18 protein-coding genes are annotated in these 23,235 nt (G+C 69.5%); 5 read left to right on the top strand and 13 right to left on the bottom strand.

The genetic code is table 11. From position 1 onward, the window contains the following. Positions 1 to 113: 113 nt before the first annotated feature. Positions 114 to 2,303, top strand: coding sequence for a RecQ family ATP-dependent DNA helicase (locus AC07AG_RS36400; RefSeq protein ID WP_478760759.1), 2,190 nt, complete (start codon positions 114 to 116; stop codon positions 2,301 to 2,303). A 212-nt stretch (positions 2,304 to 2,515) separates the two neighbouring features. Next, positions 2,516 to 3,154, top strand: a complete 639-nt coding sequence (locus AC07AG_RS36395; RefSeq protein ID WP_361052388.1) for a hypothetical protein — start codon at positions 2,516 to 2,518, stop codon at positions 3,152 to 3,154. A 225-nt stretch (positions 3,155 to 3,379) separates the two neighbouring features. Here the strand turns inward: AC07AG_RS36395 and AC07AG_RS36390 are convergent, their stop codons facing one another. The 3 genes from AC07AG_RS36390 to AC07AG_RS36380 all read right to left on the bottom strand — a co-directional run bounded on the left by AC07AG_RS36390 (position 3,380) and on the right by AC07AG_RS36380 (position 5,492). Then, on the bottom strand, positions 3,380 to 4,051 hold the full coding sequence (locus tag AC07AG_RS36390) for a hypothetical protein (protein ID WP_478760757.1): 672 nt from the start codon (positions 4,049 to 4,051) through the stop codon (positions 3,380 to 3,382). Positions 4,052 to 4,128: 77 nt separating this feature from the next. Continuing rightward, a complete protein-coding gene (locus AC07AG_RS36385) occupies positions 4,129 to 4,830 on the bottom strand; it encodes a ribonuclease HII (RefSeq protein WP_478760755.1) in 702 nt (233 codons plus the stop codon). A gap of 47 nt (positions 4,831 to 4,877) precedes the next feature. Next, positions 4,878 to 5,492 carry a TetR/AcrR family transcriptional regulator gene (locus AC07AG_RS36380; protein ID WP_478760753.1) on the bottom strand — a complete coding sequence of 205 codons (615 nt, stop codon included), beginning with the start codon at positions 5,490 to 5,492 and terminating at the stop codon, positions 4,878 to 4,880. 123 nt (positions 5,493 to 5,615) lie between these two features. Between AC07AG_RS36380 and AC07AG_RS36375 the strand changes: the two genes are divergently transcribed. After that, positions 5,616 to 7,178, top strand: a complete 1,563-nt coding sequence (locus AC07AG_RS36375) for an MFS transporter (RefSeq protein ID WP_478760752.1) — start codon at positions 5,616 to 5,618, stop codon at positions 7,176 to 7,178. Between the two features lie 173 nt (positions 7,179 to 7,351). Here the strand turns inward: AC07AG_RS36375 and AC07AG_RS36370 are convergent, their stop codons facing one another. The 5 genes from AC07AG_RS36370 to AC07AG_RS36350 all read right to left on the bottom strand — a co-directional run bounded on the left by AC07AG_RS36370 (position 7,352) and on the right by AC07AG_RS36350 (position 12,469). Beyond that, positions 7,352 to 9,160: a DUF4153 domain-containing protein gene (locus AC07AG_RS36370; RefSeq protein ID WP_478761034.1), complete on the bottom strand. Its 1,809-nt coding sequence runs from the start codon at positions 9,158 to 9,160 to the stop codon at positions 7,352 to 7,354. 127 nt (positions 9,161 to 9,287) lie between these two features. Continuing rightward, positions 9,288 to 10,196, bottom strand: coding sequence for an ADP-ribosylglycohydrolase family protein (locus AC07AG_RS36365; RefSeq protein ID WP_478760751.1), 909 nt, complete (start codon positions 10,194 to 10,196; stop codon positions 9,288 to 9,290). Positions 10,197 to 10,208: 12 nt separating this feature from the next. Continuing rightward, a complete protein-coding gene (locus AC07AG_RS36360; protein WP_478760749.1) occupies positions 10,209 to 10,868 on the bottom strand; it encodes a histidine phosphatase family protein in 660 nt (219 codons plus the stop codon). A 116-nt stretch (positions 10,869 to 10,984) separates the two neighbouring features. Then, positions 10,985 to 11,590 carry a YdbC family protein gene (locus AC07AG_RS36355; protein ID WP_478760747.1) on the bottom strand — a complete coding sequence of 202 codons (606 nt, stop codon included), beginning with the start codon at positions 11,588 to 11,590 and terminating at the stop codon, positions 10,985 to 10,987. A gap of 33 nt (positions 11,591 to 11,623) precedes the next feature. Beyond that, positions 11,624 to 12,469: an arylamine N-acetyltransferase family protein gene (locus AC07AG_RS36350; protein WP_478760745.1), complete on the bottom strand. Its 846-nt coding sequence runs from the start codon at positions 12,467 to 12,469 to the stop codon at positions 11,624 to 11,626. A 184-nt stretch (positions 12,470 to 12,653) separates the two neighbouring features. Here AC07AG_RS36350 and AC07AG_RS36345 point away from each other — a divergent pair, with 184 nt between their 5' ends. After that, positions 12,654 to 13,181, top strand: coding sequence for a TerD family protein (locus tag AC07AG_RS36345; RefSeq protein WP_478760744.1), 528 nt, complete (start codon positions 12,654 to 12,656; stop codon positions 13,179 to 13,181). 109 nt (positions 13,182 to 13,290) lie between these two features. Here AC07AG_RS36345 and AC07AG_RS36340 read toward each other — a convergent pair whose 3' ends face one another. Continuing rightward, positions 13,291 to 16,188: a vitamin B12-dependent ribonucleotide reductase gene (locus AC07AG_RS36340; protein ID WP_361058608.1), complete on the bottom strand. Its 2,898-nt coding sequence runs from the start codon at positions 16,186 to 16,188 to the stop codon at positions 13,291 to 13,293. Positions 16,189 to 16,323: 135 nt separating this feature from the next. Further along, positions 16,324 to 16,878, bottom strand: coding sequence for a transcriptional regulator NrdR (gene nrdR / locus AC07AG_RS36335; protein ID WP_478760742.1), 555 nt, complete (start codon positions 16,876 to 16,878; stop codon positions 16,324 to 16,326). 494 nt (positions 16,879 to 17,372) lie between these two features. Here nrdR and lexA point away from each other — a divergent pair, with 494 nt between their 5' ends. Next, the gene (gene lexA / locus AC07AG_RS36330; RefSeq protein ID WP_249587324.1) at positions 17,373 to 18,155 is read left to right on the top strand and encodes a transcriptional repressor LexA; all 783 of its coding nucleotides are present in this window, start codon (positions 17,373 to 17,375) and stop codon (positions 18,153 to 18,155) included. Positions 18,156 to 18,255: 100 nt separating this feature from the next. Here lexA and AC07AG_RS36325 read toward each other — a convergent pair whose 3' ends face one another. From AC07AG_RS36325 to AC07AG_RS36315, 3 genes are all read right to left on the bottom strand, one after another. After that, the gene (locus AC07AG_RS36325; protein ID WP_478760741.1) at positions 18,256 to 20,307 is read right to left on the bottom strand and encodes an ATP-dependent DNA helicase; all 2,052 of its coding nucleotides are present in this window, start codon (positions 20,305 to 20,307) and stop codon (positions 18,256 to 18,258) included. Positions 20,308 to 20,347: 40 nt separating this feature from the next. After that, entirely contained in the window at positions 20,348 to 22,180 is a 1,833-nt protein-coding gene (locus AC07AG_RS36320; protein WP_478761032.1) for an IucA/IucC family protein, read from the bottom strand. A 169-nt stretch (positions 22,181 to 22,349) separates the two neighbouring features. Next, the gene (locus tag AC07AG_RS36315) at positions 22,350 to 23,234 is read right to left on the bottom strand and encodes a GNAT family N-acetyltransferase (RefSeq protein WP_478760739.1); all 885 of its coding nucleotides are present in this window, start codon (positions 23,232 to 23,234) and stop codon (positions 22,350 to 22,352) included. Between the last annotated feature and the right edge of the window lies 1 nt (position 23,235).

Raw genomic sequence — 23,235 nt, 5'->3', positions numbered from 1 at the left:
CACAATGTTCCGGTTTCCCCTGTGGATAACTGCAGTCAGGGGCACGCCAAGAGTTATCCACAGCTCGGCGGACTCGTTCGCCTAATGTCAGACCCATCGGGTTGCATGGGGGCATGAGCAACGAAGATCTGCGCACGGCGGCCGATTCCGTACTCGCCCGCCTCGTCGGCGGCCCCGCGCCCGCAAGCGGCGAAGTGCCACCGTCGGACGGTCCACGACTGCGCGAGGACCAGTGGCGCGCGATCGAAGCGCTGGTCGCCGACAAGCGCCGGGCTCTGGTCGTGCAGCGCACGGGCTGGGGAAAGTCCGCCGTGTACTTCGTCGCCACCGCGCTGCTGCGGGAGCGGGGCAGCGGTCCCACCGTGATCGTCTCCCCACTGCTCGCGCTCATGCGCAACCAGGTGGAGTCGGCGGCGCGAGCCGGAATCAGCGCCCGCACGATCAACTCCTCGAACACGGAGGAGTGGGAGACCATCCAGGCCGAGGTGGCTTCCGGCGACGTGGACGTCCTCCTCGTCAGTCCGGAGCGGCTGAACAACCCGGACTTCCGCGACCAGGTCCTGCCCAAGCTCGCCGCGGCGACCGGCCTGCTCGTGGTCGACGAGGCGCACTGCATCTCGGACTGGGGCCATGACTTCCGGCCCGACTACCGACGGCTGCGCACCATGCTCGCCGACCTGCCGCCGGGCGTCCCCGTCCTGGCCACCACCGCGACGGCCAACGCACGTGTGACGGCCGACGTGGCCGAGCAGCTGGGCACCGGCGGCAGCTCGGACGCGCTCGTACTGCGCGGCCCCCTGGACCGCGAGAGCCTGAGCCTGAGCGTGCTCCAACTTCCCAACGCCGCACACCGGTTGGCCTGGCTCGCCGACCACCTGGCCGAGCTGCCGGGCTCCGGGATCATCTATACGCTCACCGTGGCCGCCGCCGAGGAGATCACCGCCTTCTTGCGGCAGTGCGGGCACACCGTCACCTCGTACACCGGAAAGACGGAGAACGCGGACCGTCAGCAGGCCGAGGAGGATCTGCTCGCCAACCGCGTGAAGGCCCTGGTCGCCACCTCCGCCCTGGGGATGGGCTTCGACAAGCCCGACCTCGGCTTCGTGGTGCATCTCGGCTCCCCCTCCTCCCCGATCGCGTACTACCAACAGGTCGGCCGTGCGGGCCGCGGCGTCGATCACGCGGAGGTGCTGCTCCTTCCGGGCAAGGAGGACGAGGCGATCTGGAACTACTTCGCCTCGCTCGCCTTCCCGCCCGAGGAGCAGGTCCGACGCACCCTGGACGTCCTTGCGCAGGCGGGCAGGCCGCTGTCGCTGCCCGCGCTGGAGCCGCTGGTCGAGCTGCGCAGGTCACGGCTCGAGACGATGCTCAAGGTCCTCGATGTGGACGGCGCGGTCCGGCGCGTCAAGGGCGGCTGGACCTCCACGGGGATGCCCTGGGCGTACGACGCCGAGCGCTATGCCTGGGTCGCCAAGCAGCGTCAGGCGGAACAGCAGGCGATGCGTGATTACGCCACGACGACCGGCTGCCGGATGGAGTTCCTGCGGCGGCAGCTGGACGACGAGGCGGCGACGCCCTGCGGGCGCTGCGACAACTGCGCGGGCGCGCGCTTCACCGACGCCGTGTCCTCCGGGGCACTGGACACGGCACAGGGCGAGTTGGTCCGCGCGGGTGTCGATGTGGAGCCGCGGAGGATGTGGCCGACCGGGCTCGCCGCGGTCGGCGTCGACCTCAAGGGACGTATCCCCGTGGGGGAACAGGCCTCCCAAGGCCGGGCCCTGGGGCGTCTCTCGGACATCGGATGGGGCAACCGGCTCCGGCCGATGCTCGCCCCGCAGGCCCCTGACGGGCCGGTGCCCGACGACGTGGCCAAGGCCGTGGTCGGCGTCCTCGCGGACTGGGCGAAGGGTCCCGGCGGGTGGGCATCAGGCGGCGCCGACGCCCAGACCCGGCCGGCAGGCGTCGTGACCATGTCGTCGCACACCAGGCCTCAGCTGATCCAGTCGCTGGGCGCCCGGATCGCCGAGATCGGCCGCCTGCCCCTGCTCGGCTCCATCGAGTACGCCGCCGGAGCCGATACGGCACATGTGCCGAGGAGCAACAGCGCCCAGCGCCTGCGCGCCCTCGACGGAACGCTGACCGTGCCTCCCGAACTGGCCGCGGCGCTCCAGGAAGCGGGCGGTCCCGTTCTGCTCGTCGACGATCTGACGGACAGCGGCTGGACCCTGGCGGTGGCCGCGCGCATGCTCCGCCGGGCCGGAGCCAAGGGGGTGTTGCCGCTGGTCCTGGCCGTGCAAGGCTGACGGAGGCGTCGATGCGGGGCGCCATGGGCAGGGATATAGGCGGCGCATCGCCAGATACCGGTCGGCAGTCCCAATTGCTCGTTGCCGCAAGGCAGTACGACGGGAAGAATTGGTACCGCTCCCGCGCGGCTTTCCGTGGCCCGGCAGGTCTGTGCCGCGGTGCGCTCCCCCAGTCCACCCCGCCCTCTGGGCGCGTAGCCGAAGGGAGGACCGTGACCTTCGGATTTCCTCCGTCCGCTGCGGCATCGATGTCGGAGTCTTCGACGTCGGCTGAGATGTCCGCCGATTCCGCCAACGGACTGGCCCGGATGCTTGAGCCCGCGGAGTGGTCAGCCGCGGGAATTCCCCTGCTGCGCAATCCGCGTGAGGTCGTCAGCGGCCTGCATGCCCGGCATCGTCCGACGCCCGCGACAGCCGTCGTCGCGGTTCTCGATCCGGAGGAACGGCTTCGGGCGAGCGCTTCGTTCACCCGGCGGCCGAGCGCGGCGGACGGGTGGGTCTTCCGCAACGCGCTGCTCGCGCAGCTGCGCCGGGTCATCCCGCACGACCTGCGGCGCCGCACCCCGGTGCGCACCGCCGTCCTGCTCTACTGCCGTGACGGTGACGCGCGTTGGACGCAGGAGGACGGGGCGTGGATGTGGGGCCTTCGGGACGCCTGCACACTGCACGGGCTACGGTGCGGCGCCTACATCACGCTGACCCGTGACGGCTGGCAGGTGCTCGGCGAGAACCGCGGCGGCCGTCGGCCCAGCTCCGGCTCGAGCCCTGAGGCCTTCGCCGAAACCGATCCGCCGCCACCGCGCACCGGCGGTGCCGCGTCCGACGTACTGCGCCGAGCGGCGGCACGCTGAGGCGTCCGCCGTCCCCCGCCGCAAGGCGGGCCACAGGCATGGGCCGGCGGGCGTCGCCGCTTGCGCGTCGCGCGGTGCGCAACGCACGCGGATCGAGGCTCACCCGGCCATGCCACGGACACCGGCCACCCGACGCCGACCACCCGACACCCTGCCTCGGCAGGGACTGCCGGACAACGGACGTCGGACAGCGGCAGCCGGAGCGCAGGTGTCAGACGGTGAACGTCAGACGCCCGCGCCCAGCATCGCGTTGATCCGCTGCGGGTCACCGCAGACGATCAGCAGGGCTCCGGCCCGGGTGAGCGCCGTCGGCAGCGCGCCGACCGCGGTCTCCTCGCTGCCGCCGTTGATGGCGACGACGACCACGGGGCGGGACACGGCACGGTCCAGGGCGGCGGCGTCCGCATAGAAGACGTCGTCGCCCGCGTCGTGCTGAGCCCAGTAGGAGGCATCGCCGAACGACAGCTCGTGCGTGGCCCACGGGTGCGGGTCTCCGGTGGTGACCACCAGGACCTCACCCGGAGCACGGCCCGAGTCGAGCAGCAGGTCGACGGCTTCCTCGGCGGCGTCGAGCGCCCCCTCGACGGAAGCCGGGATCAGCTGGATCTGCGGAACCGAAGCACCGGCATCCGTGGCGGCACCCGCGGGTGCGGCAGGAGCGGTGGCGGGTCCGGAAGCAGCCTGGGCGGACAGTCCGGGCTTGGCGGCCGGCTCACGCGGCGTGCGCTGCGCCGGCGGCGTCGGCCGGGCGGGGCCCGGTCGGCCAGGACGCGGCACAGCCGCAGGACGCGGGCCGGGTACGGGGCGGGGGGTCGGCGTGATGCGGCCACTGGCCGGGGTCACGCGGGGACCCTGGGCACTCTCGTGAATCTGAGGCTCCTCGGGACTGAGAGGCATGCGTTGTTGTCTATCAAATGCCGATGCGCGTGGCATCAGCGGGTGGCACATGAGTGCGAGTGGAACTGCCGAAAGCGTCAGAAGTCGAAGCCGAGCTGGCCCTCGATTTCCGGAACGCTTCCATCCGCCCAGCTGCGGGCCTTCTTGAGATGCCGCCACTGGGGCAGCGCATCAAGATACGCCCACGACATCCGGTGGTACGGGGTGGGCCCCCGCTCCGCCAGCGCGGCCTTGTGCACCGGCGACGGATAGCCGGCGTTGGCCGCAAAACCGAAGTCTGCATGTTCGATACCCAGTTCGGCCATCATTTTGTCGCGCCGAACCTTGGCGATCACCGACGCCGCGGCGACGGCCACACAGGATTGATCGCCCTTGATCACCGTACGAACCTGCCAAGGAGTCCCGAGATAGTCGTGCTTCCCATCGAGGATCACGGCTTCCGGACGCACCGGCAGCGCCTCCAGGGCGCGCACCGCGGCGAGCCGCAGCGCGGCGGTCATCCCCATGGTGTCGATCTCCTCGGGCGAGGAATGCCCCAGGGCATAGGCCGTGACCCAGCTCTCCAGCTCCCCTGCGAGCGTGGTGCGCCGCTTGGGAGTGATCAGCTTGGAATCGGTGAGCCCTTCGGGCGGCCTGCGCAGTCCCGTGACCGCCGCACAGACGGTGACCGGTCCCGCCCACGCTCCGCGCCCGACTTCGTCGACTCCGGCAACGATCTTCGCTCCGGTGGTAGCGCGAAGGGAGCGCTCGACGGTGTGGGTGGGTGGTTCGTACGGCATGGCGCCACATAGCGTACGCCGCCCGAAGCCACCCGCGACACCCAGGCCTACCGACGCAGCAGCGGAACCATGACCTGATCGATCAGTTCGGTGAACTCCTCGTCCCCCCATTCGCTCCCGCACACCTTGGAGCGGTACATCATCATCGCCGGAATGACATCGCATACGTAGGGCCCCATGGCTTCGGGGCGCACCTCTCCGCGCTCGACTCCACGGCGTACGACCTCTTTGATCAGCTCCACGCTCGGCGCGATGACCCCGTCGAAGATCACCCCGTGGAATCGCTCGGCCGCCACCGTGTCGCACTCGTGAAGCACGGCACGGAGAGCGAATCCAGGCCGCGAGAACATCGCCTCGCGCATCTGCCGGCACAACTGAAGGAGATCCTCCCTGACCCCGCCGCAGTCCGGCGCGGAGTCCAGTTTCGGCAGACCCGCCTGCAGCGCGTCCACGACGAGGTCCTCTTTGGACGGCCAGCGGCGATAGACCGCGGCCTTGCCGGTCTGCGCGCCCGCGGCCACACCTTCCATCGTCAGGCCGTTCCAGCCGACGGTGCTGAGCTGTTCAAGCGTGGCCTCGAGGATCGCACGTTCGAGGACAGGGCCCCGCCGACGCAGGGAGGCCGTCTGAGCGGTAGCGGCGCTCCAGCGCGAAGTAGCCATGGAATTCACTCCGTTGGGTTCGAGGCAGCGTCAGTGAACGGTTGCGTTCACTAATAGGGAGTCGCTACCGTTGAGGAGACAGTGAACGGTGACGTTCACTAACGCACTTGTGGGGGACCCATAGTGACAACCTCTCAGTTAGGCAAAGATCAAGGACCGAGGCCCGGCGCCGCCCGCCGAGAAGGCCGACCCGGTATCGCCCTGACCGTCATCGCGGCCTGCCAGCTCATGGTGGTCCTCGACGCGACGATTGTGAACATCGCGCTCCCGCACATTCAGGACGCTCTCAAATTCTCCACCACCGACCTCACTTGGGTCGTCAGCGCTTACACCCTCACCTTCGGTGGCCTGCTGCTTCTCGGTGGCCGCGCCGGTGACATCCTCGGCCGCCGCCGGGTCTTCATGACCGGCATCCTGGTCTTCACCCTCGCCTCGCTCCTGGGTGGATTCGCTCAGGAACCCTGGCAGTTGCTTGCGGCGCGTGCCCTGCAGGGCGTGGGTGGCGCGATCGCATCACCCACCTCCCTGGCACTCATCACCACGACCTTTCCCGAAGGCCCCGAGCGCAACCGCGCGTTCGGTGTCTTCGCGGCCGTATCGGCGGGCGGCGGCGCCATCGGCCTCCTGACCGGCGGCATGCTCACGGAGTGGCTCGACTGGCGCTGGGTGCTGTTCGTGAACGTACCCATCGGCATCCTGATCGCCTTCCTCGCCCCGCTCTACATCAGCGAGTCCGAGCGCCATCCGGGCCGCTTCGACATCGCGGGTGCCCTCACGTCGACCCTCGGCATGGCCTCCCTCGTCTACGGATTCATCCGGGCGGCCGAGAACGGCTGGCGCGACAGCCTCACCCTGGGGTCGTTCGGCGCGGCGATCGTGCTGCTCCTGGCCTTCGCCCTGATCGAGACCCGGGCGAAGGAACCGATCACTCCGCTGAGGATGTTCGCCGACCGCAACCGCTCGGGCTCGTACGTGATCATGCTGAGCCTGGCCGCGGCGATGTTCGGCATGTTCTTCTTCATCGTGCTCTTCGTCCAGAACGTACTGGGCTACACACCGATCGAGGCCGGTCTCGCCTTCCTGCCGGTCACGGTCGCGATCGTGGCGGGCGCGGGCATCTCCCAGCGGCTGCTTCCGGTCCTTGGTCCCAAGCCGTTCATGGTGACCGGCTCGGCCCTCGTCGCCCTCGGACTGGGCTGGCAGACCTTTGTCAGCCCGGACAGCACGTATGTGAGCGGAGTGCTCGGCCCGATGATGCTGTTCGGCTTCGGCATGGGTCTGAACTTCGTGACCCTTACATTGACGGCCGTCTCCGGAGTCGCCCCGCACGAGGCGGGCGCGGCATCAGGCCTGCTCAACGCGACGCAGCAGGTGGGCGGTTCACTCGGCCTCTCCATCCTCACCACGGTGTTCGGCACGGCGAGCCGGGACGAGGGCAAGGAACAGATGGCGGACTTCATGGCGAACGGATCGCCGGAACAGAAGGCCGAATTCGCCAAGACCGGCGAGCTGCCGGCGCCCTGGGGCCACGAAGTCCTGTCCCAGGGGATATCGACGGCCTTCATACCGGCCGTCGCGATGGCCCTGCTCGCCCTGGTCGTGGCCGTGGTGGTGATCCGGGTGCGCAAGAGCGACCTGGACGCACTGTCCGGCACGGCGAGCGCGGCCGGTCCCGCGAGCGGCTGACTGCGCGACGACGGGAGCGTACGTGCCGGGCCGTCCACCTCGGGGGGGGCGGCCCGGCACTCACCCGAGGGTGGACGGCCACACACCCGCGCCCAAGCGAAGCCGCCCACGCCACGCCGCCGACTCGCCACCCCGCTCGCCACCGGCTCGCGACCGGCTCGCGAGAGCGCACCTCAGCGGCGTGAGGCCTCCAGGCCTGCACGGTCGCAGTCCAGCACGCTTGCCTCGGACGGCCGTTCCTCGATGATCTCCCTGGCCCGCGCCTCCCCCAGGCTGGTGGCGTACCAAGGGGCACGCTCGGACCCGAGGCCGTTCGCGATGCCTTCAAGGGCGCAGGAGCGCAGCGGCTCCGGCAGCCCGTCGACGGCCGGTGCGGCATCCGCGGACAGGCCTCGCGCGTACTCCAGGTCGAACTTCCCGGTGTCCTCGTAGCGCTGGACATTGCGCTCGGCGATGAGTCCGTCGGGCGAGAGGAGCCCGAAGGCCAGCACTCCGGCCGCGGCACTCGCGGCGACGGCGCGCGGCAGCCACCGGGCGCCCCACACCCCCGCCGCCATGATCAGCACGATGACCACGCCGAGCCAGAGCTCCACGGCCACGACCGACACCCTGAGCCGGGTCAGGCCGTACGCGTCGACGTACATGTCCATGCGCCGCACCGCCGACGCCACCACGACGAGCGTGAGGGCGCAGAGCGTGCCGAGCACGGCCCGTACCAGACCACGGTCGCGTGAGCCGTCACGCGGCGCCCAGCGCAGGGCGAGGACGATGACGACCAGGGTGAGCAGCGTGGCGAGCAGCAGCTGCCAGAACCCCTGGCGCGCATACGCGGCGTACGAGAGGTCGGTCTTCTCGAGGACCTTGTCGTACCCACCGAAGAGCACGGCCAGCTGCACCACGTTGAACGCGGCGAACAGCAAGTTCAGGACGATCAGCGGCAGCGCCCACTCGACGCGGCCCCGCTCCCGGCCAGGACCCACGACGAGGCGGTCCCAGCGCACGGGCGAGGCAGCGGTGTGCGCCGCTGCGAGCGCTCCGACGACACCGGCCGCGAAGAGCAGCACACGCCACGGCCCGTCGGAAACGGAAGCATCGGGCATCAGATCGCCCAGCAGCCCCGCGAATGCGGCGTCGGCCCCGGCGAACAGCGCGCCGAAGACCAGCAGCAGCACGGCGGTCACCGCGACCGCCCGCAGGACGGGCCCGCTCCTGGACCCGCTCGCGCGGCCCCGCACCCCGCGCCAGCCCCAGCCAAGGCCGGAGAGCACGGCGTCGAAGAGACCGAGCGGGCCGAGCAGGATTCCGGGCCAGGTGCGGCAGCCGTGCAGGGCGAGCGAGCCGAGCGCGACGGCGGAGATGATGGCGAGGAACGAGGGCCAGCCCGCGTCCCGCAGCGCGGGCACGGCAAGGAGCGCGAGGCCACCGATCGCCCAGGCCAGCGTCCAGGGCCGGGGTCTGCGACCAGCCTGTTCGGCGGCGAAGTACGCGGCGAGCGCGGCGGGCACGGCGGCGATCAGCAGGTTGAGTGCAAGCCCGTCGCCGAGCAGCAGCATGCTCAGCAGGCCGGTCGCGAGCACCGCGCCGAGCGTGCCCGTCCGGACCGGAGCGGGCGGATCCGATCGCAGGTCGGCCAGGAACGGCTCGTGCTTGTACGCGCCCGCCGGGTACGCCCAGTCGGCGCGAGGCTGCGGTCTCCCCTCCGCGGCACGCGGCCGGGGCGCTGCTGCGTCCTCGGGCTCCTCAGGTGCCTCGAAATCCTCGGGCTCCTCGGACTCCGCGAACTCCTCAGGTGCCTCGGATGGCTCTCCCCGCGGATCTCTCGGTGGATCCACCGGGCGATCTTGTGGCGGATCCTTTCGCAGATCTGCCGCATCTGACGGCTCTGGCGTGGACGGTGTATCGGACACGGGACCCCCTCCCGGCCGGTCCGCACGTGCAGCGGACGGCACGCACGCGTGGCGGGGCCGCCGGGCGACCGGCATCTCGTCGAGGACACGCAAGTCATGATCAACTCGCGGCCTGGCGGTAACAGTAGCCGCGAGACCGTCGACGGCCGCCGCATCGGCCATGCTGTGGCATGACCGTGACAGTCACACCGGAACCCCGGAGTCAGCCCGCCGCGACCGGCACCCAGCCGGGCAACGCCTCGGTCCGCTCCAGCCACTCCGCGGAGGGCGCACCGCCCGCGCCGGAAGCGACCACTCCGCCCACGATGGCGCAGGTCGTGTCCATGTCGCCACCCACCTGAGCGGTGGACCAGATGGTCTGCTCATAGGCGCCGAGGCCACGAGCGGCCGACCACAGCGCGAAGGGCACCGTGTCATGAGCGGTCGTTCGACGACCGCAGCCGAGGACCGCGGCGACCGTCGCGGCGTCTCCGTAGTCGAGCATGTCCCGGGCCCGGCGCAGACCCGCTCCCACGGCGCTGCGGGGCACCAGGTCGATGACACCGTCGAGCAGCGCCTTCGGCGCGGGCGGTCCCGCGGGGTCGGCGGCCAGCGCCGAGGCTGCGGCCACCGCCATGGCCCCCACGACCGCCTCACGGTGCTGATGCGTGGGGTACGCGGAGATCTCCGCCTGGTGCGTCGCCTGCTCCGGATCGTCCGCGTACCAGGCGCCCAGCGGCGCGATCCGCATGGCCGCTCCGTTGCCCCAGGAGCCCTGCCCCTTGAACAGCGCGGAGGCAAGCTCCCGCCAGTCCCCGCCCTCCCGGACCTGCCTGAGCAGCCGGTTCACGGCGGGGCCGTAGCCACGGTCGAAGTCATGGTGCTCGGCGAAGGAGAGGGCGAGCGCGTCCTGGTCGATCCGGTCGTGGCGGACCAGGACCGTGAACACGGAGCAGGCCATCTCGGTGTCGTCGGTCCACTGCCAGGGGCCTGGGGGCGCTTCCCGTCGCTTCAGCAGCGGGTAGTTCGCGGGCACGAAGAACTGAGAGCCCAGCGCGTCCCCCACCGCCAGTCCACGCAGGCTGGCCAGAGCGCGGGCCAGGCGCCGGTCGGGAGAGGAGTCAGCGGTCATCGCTCTGCCACTCTATCCGGTGACGCCGTACGGTTCGGGTTCGCGCCAGCGTTCGAACGGCCGGTCCAGTGTGTACTTGCCGTCGTCGCCGAGCACCAGCGTCCGCATCTCGCCGTTTCCGGGGTTGGACAACGACTCGAAGTCCGCCACCGACCAGTGGAACCAGCGCATGCAGAAAAGCCGCATGGTCAAGCCGTGGGTGACCAGGAGGACGTTCGGCGGATGGTCCGGGGCCTCGAAGCTCCGGTACAGGCTCTCCAGGAACGCCCCCACCCTGTCGTACACGTCGGCCCCCGACTCGCCCTGGGCGAAGCGGTAGAAGAAGTGTCCGTACGCGTCGCGGTACGCCTTCTGCAGCCTGACGTCGTCCCTGTCCTGCCAGTTCCCCCAGTCCTGCTCCCGCAGCCGCGGCTCCTCACGCACGCGCACGAGGTCGGGGTCGAGCCGCAGGGCCCGGAAGGTCTCGTGGGTGCGGCGATAGGGCGAGACGTACACGCTCACCCGCTCCTGGCCGACTGCGTCCCGTAGCTGCTCGCCCGTCTCGTCCGCCTGCCGCCACCCCTTCTCGGTGAGCGCCAGCGCGTGGTCGGGCTCGCGTTCGTACACGGTGTCGTCGGCGTTTCCGGCCGACTCGCCGTGCCGGACAAGGAAGATGCGCCGCGGACGTGCCATAAGGAAACCCTAGATCGGCCCTTCCCGGGCGGCTCAACCGGCCGTCCGTCCGGGCTCCATCCGGCGTAGACGGCCGCCACCCCCGCCGGCGCCACGGCAGGTCATCCTGCGCGACGTCACACCGTCCACGACGGCTCCAGTTCCACGATGTCACCGGCCAGCGCCGCGACATCCGCCTCGGTCTGGGCGCGCAGCGAGAGGCGCTCCACCCGCTCCCTGCGGTACTTGCCGTGCTCGGCGGCCGACAACCACATCGAGAGGACGAGGAACTCGTGTCCGGGCGCCTCTCCGAAGAGCCCGCGCACCATCCCCGGAGAGCCCGCCATCGCCGGGTTCCAGACCTTCTCCTGCATCAGCGCGAAGTGCTCCACCCGCGCCTCATGGACCCGGCAGTGCGCCACCCGCACCACGTCGGCGTCCGCGAAGCGCGGCTCGAAGCCCGTCTTCACGTCGAAACGGTGGTCGAACAGCTTGATCTGGATGTCCTTGAAGGTGCCTGCCTGCGTGGCGGCGAGCCGGTCATGGGAGCGCGCCATGAAGGAGTCGTAGAAGGCCCTGCTCTCCCAGAAGCCGAAGACGTGCGCCACGCCCGGCCGCTCACGGCTCCACCCTCCGCCCTGTCCCCGGAACCCCGGCTCCCCCAGAAGCCCCGCCCACTTTCGCTGTCCCCGCTCGAACCCCCGTCGGTCCACCACGGTGCAGCGAATCCACTTGACCAGCACCGCGCCATCGTACGGCGCCGAGCGTGGCCCGGGTCACGCTCCGGCGTAGTGCGCCCGGATCAGCGCGGCGCAATCGTCGGCGTTCAGTTCAATACCGAACTCCCGGACGAGGACCTCTCCCAACTCGGCGGCGGATACGTCGCGTTCGTCCGATGTGCCGTCCGGTCGCGTCACCGTCAGGTGCTCACCGACCAAGGTGCGGCGCACCTCCGGAGCGGCCCTCTGGATCACCGGGCGGCGGATGAACGACGACCTGGGGTGGGTCGATGTGTAGTGGTTCATCACTACGTAGTCGACGGGAAGGCGTTCTTCCAGGGTGTATTCATAGAGATCGAACCAGCCGTCCGCATGCTCGGTCCGCAACACCCGCGCACCGCTTGCTTCCTGGACGATCCCGAACCGCCACTCTCCTTGTCGTACGTCTTGCCATACCTCTTCTTGTACGTCGCCCTCGCCCCCCATGGGGATCGGTTCGAGCAGCCCTTCGGCGCCGAAACCGACGTCACAGTGCCACTGCCGCCCGTCCGCCTCGACCTTCAGGAGCATGTGCGTCACCGCGCGACGCGACGAGGCGCCCGCCCTGACCCGCGCGCCAAGTCCCGTGACGGCGAAGCCGATCCGCTCCAGAACCGCCGCGAACAGGAGGTTCTGCTCGTAGCAGTAGCCACCTCTGCGCTGCCGCACCAGTTTGTCCTGCAGCGCGGCCAGGTCCAGCGGCACGGGCCGGCCGAGCATCATCTCCAGGTTCTCGAAGGGGATCGCCGCCACATGCGCCCGATGGAGCGCACGGAGTGTCTCGAAGTCGGGCTTCGCCTCTCCTGCGTGACCGATCCTGGCCAAGTAGGCCTCGATGTCCAGTTCTTCCCCGTTCCATGTCATGGGTCCAATGATCGTCGCGCCTGTGCACGTGCGCCACCGGAAATGCCCGCGGCGGGCCCAACGGCCCTGCCGACCACGAAACTTCAGCGATGTCAGTCATCCGTCGTAGCGTGTCTGTAGGGCGTGCCGTGTGGACATGCCTTGTGCGTGAGCGTCAGCCGGGACCAGCAGGAGGGGGAACTCCGTGAGCAGTGTCAGCAAGGGGATCAAGAAGGTCGAGGTGGGGCTCAAGTGGGATCCGAGCCCTGTCGGCACACCGCCGCATGATCTCGACATCATCGCCGCGACCTACACCGCGGACGCCCCGTACGACAGCCCGGTGTACCTGGTGCACTTCGACAGCCGCGCCCCCGACGGGACGATCACCCTCAACAGGGACAGCAAGACAGGGCAGGGCTTCGGCTTCGACGAGGTCATGACCCTGGAGCTCGACCGGCTCGCGGCGACGTACGCGCGCGTGGTGGTCGGTGTGGCCATACAGCCTCACGAGGGGCACAAGGTGTTCGGCGACATCGCGAACACCGCGGTGCGCATCCGTGAAGGACACCGGGACCTCGCACAGAGCGACCTCTCCGCGGTCTCCGGGCATACGGCCGCGACGATCGCCGAGTTCACCCGGGGCGAGTCGGGTGCATGGTCCTTCCACGAGTTCATCCGCGGGTTCGACGCCGACCCGACGTCCTTCGCTTCGGTGATGGGGACCGAGTTCTGACGGCTCACGAGAAACGCCAAGGGCGGCAGCACCGATTTCTCGGCGCCACCGCCCTTGGCGTTCAGGCTTCACTCCCGGTCAGTGCCCGGAGGTCAGGCCGGTGCGGCAATCAGCTGCAACCGCTGGTCGAGCCGCAGCCCTCGCAGATGTAGCAGGAGCCGGCACGCTGCATCTTCGTCCCGCAGGAGAAGCACAGCGGCGCGTCGGCCTGGATGCCCAGCTGCATCTCCACGAGCTCGGCGCTGGTGTGCGCCTGCTGCGGAGCGGGCTTCTCGGCCTCGACCTTCGGCACGGCGACCGACTTCAGGACCTCGGGCTGCCGCGGGGCCGACTGGGCCAGACCCTCGACGTCGACCTCGGACTCGTCCATGGAGGGCTCGTACGAACCGGTCTCCAGGTGACGCTGACGCTCCTCGGCCGAGTGGATGCCGAGGGCGGAGCGCGTCTCGAAGGGCAGGAAGTCCAGCGCCAGGCGGCGGAAGATGTAGTCGACGATCGACTGCGCCATCCGCACGTCCGGGTCGTCCGTCATGCCGGCCGGCTCGAAGCGCATGTTCGTGAACTTCGAGACGTACGTCTCCAGCGGAACGCCGTACTGCAGGCCCACGGAGACGGCGATCGAGAAGGCGTCCATCATGCCCGCGAGGGTCGAACCCTGCTTGGACATCTTCAGGAAGACCTCGCCGAGACCGTCGTCCGGGTAGGAGTTGGCGGTCATGTAGCCCTCGGCGCCACCCACGGTGAAGGAGGTGGTGATCCCCGGGCGACCCTTGGGAAGGCGCTTGCGGACGGGGCGGTACTCGACCACCTTCTCGACCGCGGCACGGATCGTGTCCTCGGCCTTCTCGGTGACCTCGGCGTTCCCGTCGCCCTTCTTCTTGGCGGAGAGAGGCTGGCCGACCTTGCAGTTGTCGCGGTAGATGGCGAGCGCCTTGACGCCCATCTTCCAGGCCTCGTAGTAGACCTCTTCGACGTCCTCGACGGTGGCCGTCTCCGGGAGGTTGACCGTCTTGGAGAGCGCGCCGGAGATCCACGGCTGGATGGCCGCCATCATCCGGACGTGACCCATCGCGGAGATGGAGCGCTCGCCCATCGCGCAGTCGAAGACCTCGTAGTGCTCGGTCTTGAGACCCGGGGCGTCGATCACATTGCCGTTCTCGGCGATGTGGGCGACGATCGCCTCGATCTGCTCCTCCTGGTAGCCCAGGCGACGCAGGGCCTGCGGCACGGTGCCGTTGACGATCTGCATCGAGCCGCCGCCGACGAGCTTCTTGAACTTGACCAGGGCCAGGTCGGGCTCCAGGCCCGTGGTGTCGCAGGACATCGCGAGACCGATGGTGCCGGTCGGGGCGATGACGGACGCCTGAGAGTTACGGAAACCGTTCTTCTCACCGAGGCGGAGCACGTCCTGCCAGGCCTCCGTGGCGGCGGCCCAGATCGGCGTGTCCAGGTCGTCGACGCGGGGCGCCGTGGCGTTGGCGTCCGAGTGCTGCTTCATGACGCGCTTGTGCGGCGTGGCGTTCTTCGCGTAGCCGTCGTAGGGACCGACGACCGCGGCGAGCTCGGCCGAGCGCTTGTACGACGTGCCCGTCATCAGCGAGGTGATGGCGCCGGCCAGGGAGCGGCCGCCGTCCGAGTCGTACGCGTGACCGGTGGCCATCAGCAGGGCGCCGAGGTTGGCGTAGCCGATGCCCAGCTGGCGGAAGGCGCGGGTGTTCTCGCCGATCTTCTGCGTCGGGAAGTCCGCGAAGCAGATCGAGATGTCCATCGCGGTGATGACCAGCTCGACGACCTTGGAGAAGCGCTCGGCGTCGAAGGACTGGGTGCCCAGGCCGTCGTCCTTGAGGAACTTCATCAGGTTCAGCGAGGCGAGGTTGCAGGACGTGTTGTCCAGGTGCATGTACTCGCTGCACGGGTTCGAGCCGTTGATCCGGCCGGACTCCGGGCAGGTGTGCCAGGCGTTGATGGTGTCGTCGTACTGGATGCCGGGGTCGGCACAGGCCCAGGCGGCCTCGGCCATCTTGCGGAAGAGCGACTTGGCGTCGACCTCCTCGATGACGTCACCCGTCATGCGGGACGTGAGGCCGAACTTGCCGCCCTCCTCGACCGCCTTCATGAACGTGTCGTTCACGCGGACCGAGTTGTTGGCGTTCTGGTACTGGACGGACGTGATGTCGTCGCCGCCCAGGTCCATGTCGAAGCCCGCGTCACGCAGGGCGCGGATCTTCTCCTCTTCCTTCACCTTGGTCTCGATGAAGCCCTCGATGTCGGGGTGGTCGACATCGAGGATGACCATCTTGGCCGCGCGGCGCGTGGCGCCACCCGACTTGATCGTTCCTGCGGAGGCGTCGGCACCGCGCATGAAGGAGACCGGACCCGAGGCGTTGCCGCCCGAGGACAGGAGCTCCTTGGAGGAGCGGATGCGGGAGAGGTTCAGGCCGGCGCCGGAGCCGCCCTTGAAGATCATCCCCTCTTCCTTGTACCAGTCCAGGATCGAGTCCATGGAGTCGTCCACGGCCAGGATGAAGCAGGCGGAGACCTGCTGCGGCTGGGGCGTGCCGACGTTGAACCAGACCGGCGAGTTGAAGCTGAAGATCTGGTGCAGGAGGGCGTACGCCAGCTCGTGCTCGAAGATCTCGGCGTCGGCGGGCGAGGCGAAGTAGCTGTAGTCCTCGCCTGCCTTCCGGTACGTCTTCACGATGCGGTCGATCAGCTGCTTGAGGCCGGTCTCGCGCTGCGGGGTGCCAACGGCCCCGCGGAAATACTTGCTGGTGACGATGTTGACCGCGTTCACCGACCAGAAGTCGGGGAACTCGACGCCACGCTGCTCGAAGTTGACCGAGCCGTCGCGCCAGTTGGTCATGACGACGTCTCGGCGCTCCCAGACCACCTCGTCGTACGGATGCACGCCGGGCGTCGTATGGATGCGCTCGATACGCAGACCCTTGCTGGCCTTGGATCCCTTGGCGCGGGAACCTCGTGCCGGGCCGCTCGTCGTCTCGGTCATGCCGCCTCCCTGTATCAGGCTAAAACGCCCTGAAGTGCCACGTTCTTCCCGTGACACGGTGTTGTCTGGTGCCGCGGAAACCCGCGAAGGTCACCGCAACAGGTCTGTGTGTGCCGCCGTCGGCCGTTCAGCCGGTCAGTCGGCGGCAGTGGCGGGCACCGGGACTTCGACAGTCCCTCCGGGCCCGCAGTCTTTCGCGCCGTGCTCGCCGCCGGCGCCCTGCGGCTCATCGTCGAGCCGCTTTTCCCGCTGGTCCCTCAGCTCCCCGATGGCAGCCTCGAAGTCCTCGAGCGAGTCGAACGCCCGATACACGGACGCGAAGCGCAGGTAGGCCACGAGGTCCAGCTCCTGCAGCGGACCGAGTATGGCCAGACCCACGTCGTGCGTGGTCAGTTCCGCGCTTCCGGTGGCCCGCACCGCCTCTTCGACCCGCTGGCCGAGCAGGGCGAGGGCATCCTCGGTCACCGGCCGCCCCTGGCACGCCTTGCGTACGCCGTTGATCACCTTCGTACGGCTGAAAGGCTCGGTCACGCCGGAGCGCTTGACCACCATCAGCGAACACGTCTCCACCGTCGTGAAACGGCGGGAGCAGTCGGGACACTGACGGCGCCTGCGGATCGACGTGCCGTCGTCGGTGGTGCGACTGTCGACTACGCGACTGTCGGGGTGCCTGCAGAAGGGGCAGTGCATGGAACTCCCAACCCTCCTTCAAGACACGACTCATAGGCCTCAACAGGCCCATGAGGCCCTCGAAGCAGCCCCAAGCATAGGCGATGCCCGAGGCCTGGAAAGACCGGGGACCACAACTTCTGGGCCGTGGTTGCAATCCAACCACTAGATCTGGGGTTTGGCCGTAAATTCGACCCCATCGCGTGTCGCACACCCACGGCTCGCCGTGAAGGTTACGAGCCCACCCCGCGCGCCGCACGAGAAGGGGGCGGTGCCGGGTTGACCGGGCGATGAGTGGCAGTATGGGAGCCCCACCGAGGGGGCCACGACCTCGGCGGTGAAGCGTACCGTAATGAACCGAAATGCCATTCGGCTCGAACGTTAGCCATACACCCAGACGCATGATCCCGGCAGGCATTCTGCGATTTTTCACTCGAACGTGTGTTTGGCGCAACCTTTCGAAAGCAACTACCGTTGGCTAACTAGGGAGAACATCTCGAGAGGGGCCGACAGACGTGACCACCACCGCAGACAGCGCCACCATCACTGCCCAGGACCGCCAGAGCCGACTCGAGCCGGTGCATGCCATGAATGACGCAAGCACGAACCAGGAGGGCCCCAAGCCCACACGCTCCCTACCGGGCCGACCTCCTGGTATCCGCGCCGACAGCTCGGGGCTCACCGACCGGCAGCGCCGGGTCATCGAGGTCATCAGGGACTCGGTGCAGCGGCGGGGCTACCCGCCGTCGATGCGGGAGATCGGGCAGGCGGTGGGCCTCTCCAGCACCTCGTCGGTGGCCCATCAGCTGATGGCCTTGGAGCGCAAGGGCTTCCTGCGCCGCGACCCGCACCGCCCGCGTGCGTACGAGGTGCGCGGCTCGGACCAGCCGAGCAGCCAGCCCACGGACACGGCAGGCAAGCCCGCCGCTTCGTACGTCCCGCTGGTCGGCCGCATCGCGGCCGGTGGTCCGATCCTCGCCGAGGAGTCGGTGGAGGACGTCTTCCCGCTCCCCAGGCAGCTGGTCGGAGACGGTGAGCTGTTCGTCCTCAAGGTCGTCGGTGACTCGATGATCGAGGCCGCGATCTGTGACGGCGACTGGGTGACGGTGCGCCGCCAGCCCGTCGCGGAGAACGGCGACATCGTCGCCGCCATGCTCGACGGGGAAGCGACGGTCAAGCGGTTCAAGCGCGAGGACGGACACGTGTGGCTACTGCCTCACAACTCCGCGTATCAGCCCATCCCCGGTGACGAGGCGACGATCCTCGGCAAGGTGGTGGCGGTGCTGCGGCGGGTGTGAGCCTCCGCCCCTGACCGGGCCCCGGAACCAACTGCGCCGGTTCCGGGGCCCTGCTGCGTCCGGGGGCGGTACGAGGGCCGCGCTCGCCCGCGCCGAAGCCCTAAGCCTCGGCGGCCGACTCCTCGGTGGCCTGCTCCTCGACGGCCTTGTCGTCAGCGGCCTTGTCCTCAGCGGCAGCCTTGGGTCCGGCCTTGGCCGCCACGTCGATCGCGGACAAGGAGCGGCGCACCTGATTACGGTCCGTCGTGTACCAGAAGTCGGGAAGCGAGGCCCGGAGATAGCTGCCGTAGCGCGCGGTCGCGAGCCGTGGGTCCAGGACGGCGACCACTCCACGGTCCTCTGAAGCCCGCACGAGGCGTCCCGCGCCCTGCGCCATCAGGAGCGCCGCGTGCGTCGCGGCGATGGCCATGAAGCCGTTGCCTCCGTTGTCGTCCACCGCCTTCTGTCGGGCGCTCATCAGCGGGTCGTCGGGACGCGGGAAGGGGATCTTGTCCATGACCACCAACTGGCAGCTGACACCCGGCACATCGACGCCCTGCCACAGCGAAAGCGTCCCGAACAGACAGGTCTGCTCGTCCGCGGCGAAGTTCTTGATCAGCTCGCCCAGCGTCTCCTCGCCCTGCAGCAGGATGGGCACGTCGAGCCGGCTGCGGAGCTCCTCGGCGGCGTTCTGAGCGGCACGCATGGACGAGAAGAGGCCGAGCGTGCGGCCGCCCGCCGCCTCGATGAGCTCCGCGAGCTCGTCGATCATGTCGCTGCGCGTGCCCTCACGGCCCGGCCTTGCCAGGTGCTGGGCGACGTACAGAATTCCCTGCTTGCGGTAGTCGAAGGGCGAGCCGACGTCGAGGCCCTTCCACACCGGGGCGTCTTCGGACTCGGTGCCCTCGGGAGCGAGCCCCAAGGAAGCCCCCACTCCGTTGAAGTCGCCGCCGAGCTTGAGGGTGGCCGACGTGAGGACCACGGAGCGGTCGCTGAAGAGCTTCTCGCGGAGCAGGCCCGAAACGGACATGGGCGCCACCCGCAGGGAGGCTCCGAAGCGGTCGTGGCGCTCGTACCAGACGACGTCCCACTCGGAGCCGTTCGCGATGCGCTCCGCCACGTCGTGGATCGACTCGACGGAGGCGAGGGCCTGTTTGCGTACGGCGTCCTCGTCCTGGACCGACTTGTCGCGGGTCGAGCCGAGCGCCGAGATGACCGTGCGTGCGGCGTCACGCAGAGCCATCAGCGCGTACCCGAGGTCCTCGGGGACCTCCTCGATGCGGCCGGGCAGGGCCAGCTCCATCACCCGCTCGAAGCTCTCGGACGCGGTCTGGAGCTGATCGGCCGCCTTTTCGTTGACGAGCTTGGCGGCTCGGCGCACAGCGCGGTTGACCTGGCCCGGGGTGAGCTCTCCGGTGGCGACGCCGGTGACCCGGGAGACCAGCTCATGGGCCTCGTCCACGATCAGCACCTCGTGCTGGGGAAGGACCGGAGCGCCCTCGATGGCGTCGATCGCAAGCAGCGCGTGATTCGTGACCACGACATCGGAGAGCTTGGCCCGCTCACGCGCCGCCTCGGCGAAGCACTCCGCTCCGTACGCGCACTTCGTCGCGCCCAGGCACTCCCTGGAGGAGACGGACACCTGGGACCAGGCGCGGTCGGAGACGCCGGGCGTGAGGGCGTCCCGGTCCCCCGTCTCGGTCTCGTCCGCCCAGTCGCGCATCCGCAGCAGGTCCTGGCCGAGCTTGCTGGTGGGGGCAGCGGCCTCGAACTGGTCGAAGAGACCGGGGCCCTCCTCCTCTTCCTGCGGCACTCCCTCATGGAGACGGTGCAGACACAGGTAGTTCGAGCGGCCCTTGAGCATGGCGAACTGGGGGCGGCGGCGCAGCAGCGGATGCAGGGCGTCCACCGTGCGCGGCAGGTCACGCTCCACGAGCTGGCGCTGCAGCGCCAGTGTGGCCGTCGCGACCACGACGCGCTCGCCGTGCGCGAGGGCGGGCACCAGATAGCCGAGGGACTTGCCCGTGCCGGTACCGGCCTGGATCAGCAGGTGGGAGCCGTCGTCGATCGCCTCGGCGACGGTCTCGGCCATGGTCACCTGGCCAGGGCGCTCTGTGCCGCCGACGGCGGTGACGGCGGCGTGCAGGAGCTCGGGAAGGGAGGGCTTTGTCATAGCGCGACTACCCTACGGGTCTCCACTGACAATCCCTCGATCAAGGCCGGTGGAGGGGGTTCGGCACGCTCCCGTGCACAGCTGCGTGCGGGCGCTCGGGGCGGTCGCGGTATCCGTCGAGGTGAAGGCGGTTCCGGTTCAGACAGAGCCGCTCGATGCGCGGGGTCAGCAGGTCGAACATCTCGTACCGCTCCTTGAGCTGCGGGGCGCGCGCCTGATGGCGCAGGATCTCGGCGCGGACGAGGGACCAGAAGTCGCTCTCCGGGATGCCCAGCTGCTCGTGGCAGAGCGGGGCGAGGTAGCGGAAGACGCCCACGAAGAGCCCGGCGTGGATGAACTGCGTGAGGAAGTCGGGGCGTTCGGTGAGCAGTACGTCGCGGACGTCGTCCGGCATCGACGCGTGCTCCGGAAGGGCCTCGGCGCTGACGTTGATGTCGTCGACGAAGTCCTTCACCGCGAGCCGGACGGGCACGTCCTTGTCGTCGAAGACGACGATGGCGTTCTCCCCGTGAGGGGAGAACACGGTGCCGTACCGGTAGAGGAACTGCAGGAGCGGAGGCAGCAGCGCCGCGAAGAGGTGCCGCAGCCAGACCTCGGGGGCCAGGCCTGAGCGCTCGACCAACTCGGCGACGAAGGCCTTGCCCTGCGGGTCGGTGTGCAACAAGGAGGCAAGCGTGCGGGCGCGCTCATCGGGAGCGAGATACCGGGTGATCGGTTCACGCCAGATCGCACCGAGCAGTTCCTTGTACTGGTAAGGGACCTCGGGAAGGTCGTCGTACAGCGGGTGGGCGACGGTCACCGACGCGACCTCGCCGAGCAGGATCACCCGGCATTCGTCACGCAGGAAGGGGTCCGCTTCGCGCAGGGCGTGCATCCAGGCGGTGACGGCGGGGGCGGCCAGGGTGCGCTCGGTCGGGAGTCCGCGCCACACCAGGGTGTTGAGGACCGAGAGCGGCAGCTTCACGGTGTGCCGGTCGGGACGGGACACGTTCAGGAACGTACGAATGGACTGCTGGGGCAGCCGCAGATCGCCGTCGGTGGTGAGGGGCACGATCGTCCCCGCGGCGACGGAAGGGGCGAAGAGGGGCAGGACGACGTCGTCCCACTGCCACGGATGGACCGGCAGGTAGAGATAGGCGTGCGGGTCGAGGCCGCGTGCCCTGAGTATGTCCGCGAAGGACTCCCGGGTGGCGGGCGTGAGCTCACGTGAGTAGAGCCGCTCCGCCGTGTCCAGGCCGACGACGCCTCGGTAGGCGGCGAGATCGGTGTGGACCGCGATCCAGGGAAGCCGCGCGGTGCGGCGGGCCTCGGGCGCCCAGCGCGCGGCGTCGCTCGCGGAGAAGCCGATGCGGCCCTTGTTGAGGACGAGCCAGGGGTGGCCGGTCTGATGCCCTTCGAGTTCCGCGTAGCCGAGGTCGGCGAGCTGCGATGCGCTGAGGGCGGTCTGGTCGAGCCGGGCGTCGGCGGAGAGCGTGACGGTCAGCTCGCGGATGAGGTGGCCGAGCGTGGCGCCGTCGATTCCCAGGGTGCGGCGGGCCCCGGTGAGGAAGCGGAGGGGGTCGCTGAAGGGGAGCGGCGGCCCTTCGCCCTCGGCCAGGGCCAGGCTGGCCGGGTCGACGTGCCAACTGCCGTACGAGCCGCGGCGGGCACGGAAGTGGAGGCGGGACGCTCTCGGCCGCCCGGGGTCGCCGTGCCTGTTGCCTTCGCCATGCCTGCTGTCTTCGCCGTCTCCGCTGCCTTCGCCGTGTCCGCTGCTGTCGCTGTCTTCGCCATCGTCGTCACCGCCGTCGAGGCCGAGGCTGTATCTGTCCGTGTCGCCCGGTCCGGCGGGGGCGGGCTTGATGATCTCCTCATAGGCGAACTCACCGACCATCTTGGCGAGGAGACGGCGCCCGCCGCTCGCCCACCTGTCCGGGGTCAGCTCGGGCGGGTCGTAGAGAGCGGACGGTTCGCGGGACGTCGGAGGGACGGACGGATTCGGCACGGGGACTCCTGAGGGAGGGAACCGGATCAGGTCGAGCGGTGTACCAAGAGTGAGCGGGTCAGAGCACTGCGCGCAGGGCCCGGTCACGGACCATGAGCGCCGCGCGTTTGTCGGGAAGATCCACCTCGGCGGCGAATCGGAATCCGGCGCTGAGGAACGCGGAGACGGAGGGGGTGTTGCGCAGGTCGGGTTCTGCGATGACGCGTGCGCATGCGGCGCGGTGATCGAGCACAAGGTCGGCGACGGCCCTCAGCAGAGAGGTGCCGAGCCCCCGGCCGCGGTCGGCGACACCGCCGATGAGGAGGTGAAGACCGGTGTCGTGCGGGCGGGCCGGGTAGTGGCGGGCCAGGGCGTCGAGGTCCGCGCGGTAGACCTCCCAGTAGCTCATCGGTGTGCCGTCCAGAACTCCGAGGCACGGGACGCTGCGTCCGTCTCCGTCGATCTGCTCGCGCAGATGCCTCTGAGTGACGTCATTGGCGCCGGCCAGATCCCAGAACGCCGCTACGGCGGGGTCGTTCATCCACCGGCTGATGAGAGGGAGGTCGCGTTCGACGCGTACGGGTACGAGTTGGAAGACACCGGCAGCGGTGGTCGCGGGGCCCCAGTCGGCCACGTTGTCGAGCAGATCGTCGGCTGACGAGGCGGCCGACGGTGCCGGGGCACGGTTCGCCGTGCGCACGCCGGCACCGGCACGCCCTGCGCCCACGCCCTGCGCGGCCTGCACGCCCTGGGCGGCCTCTGCATCAGCCGTGCCGGTCGTGCCGAACAGGGCGATGAGCTCGTCCGGGAGGCGCAGGTCCAGGGTGTCTTGGACGTCCGCTCTGTCGGCTGCCCTGTCGGCTGCTCTGCCCGCTGTTCTGTCGGCGTTGGAGGACTCGGTGGCGGACTCGGGGGTGGTCTCGGTTCCGGCGTCGGTGCTCGCATCGGGGGGAGGCGGAGGCACG

The sequence above is a fragment of the Streptomyces sp. NPDC044044 genome, from assembly GCF_056434405.1.
This window is presented reverse-complemented; position numbering and strand designations above follow the sequence as displayed.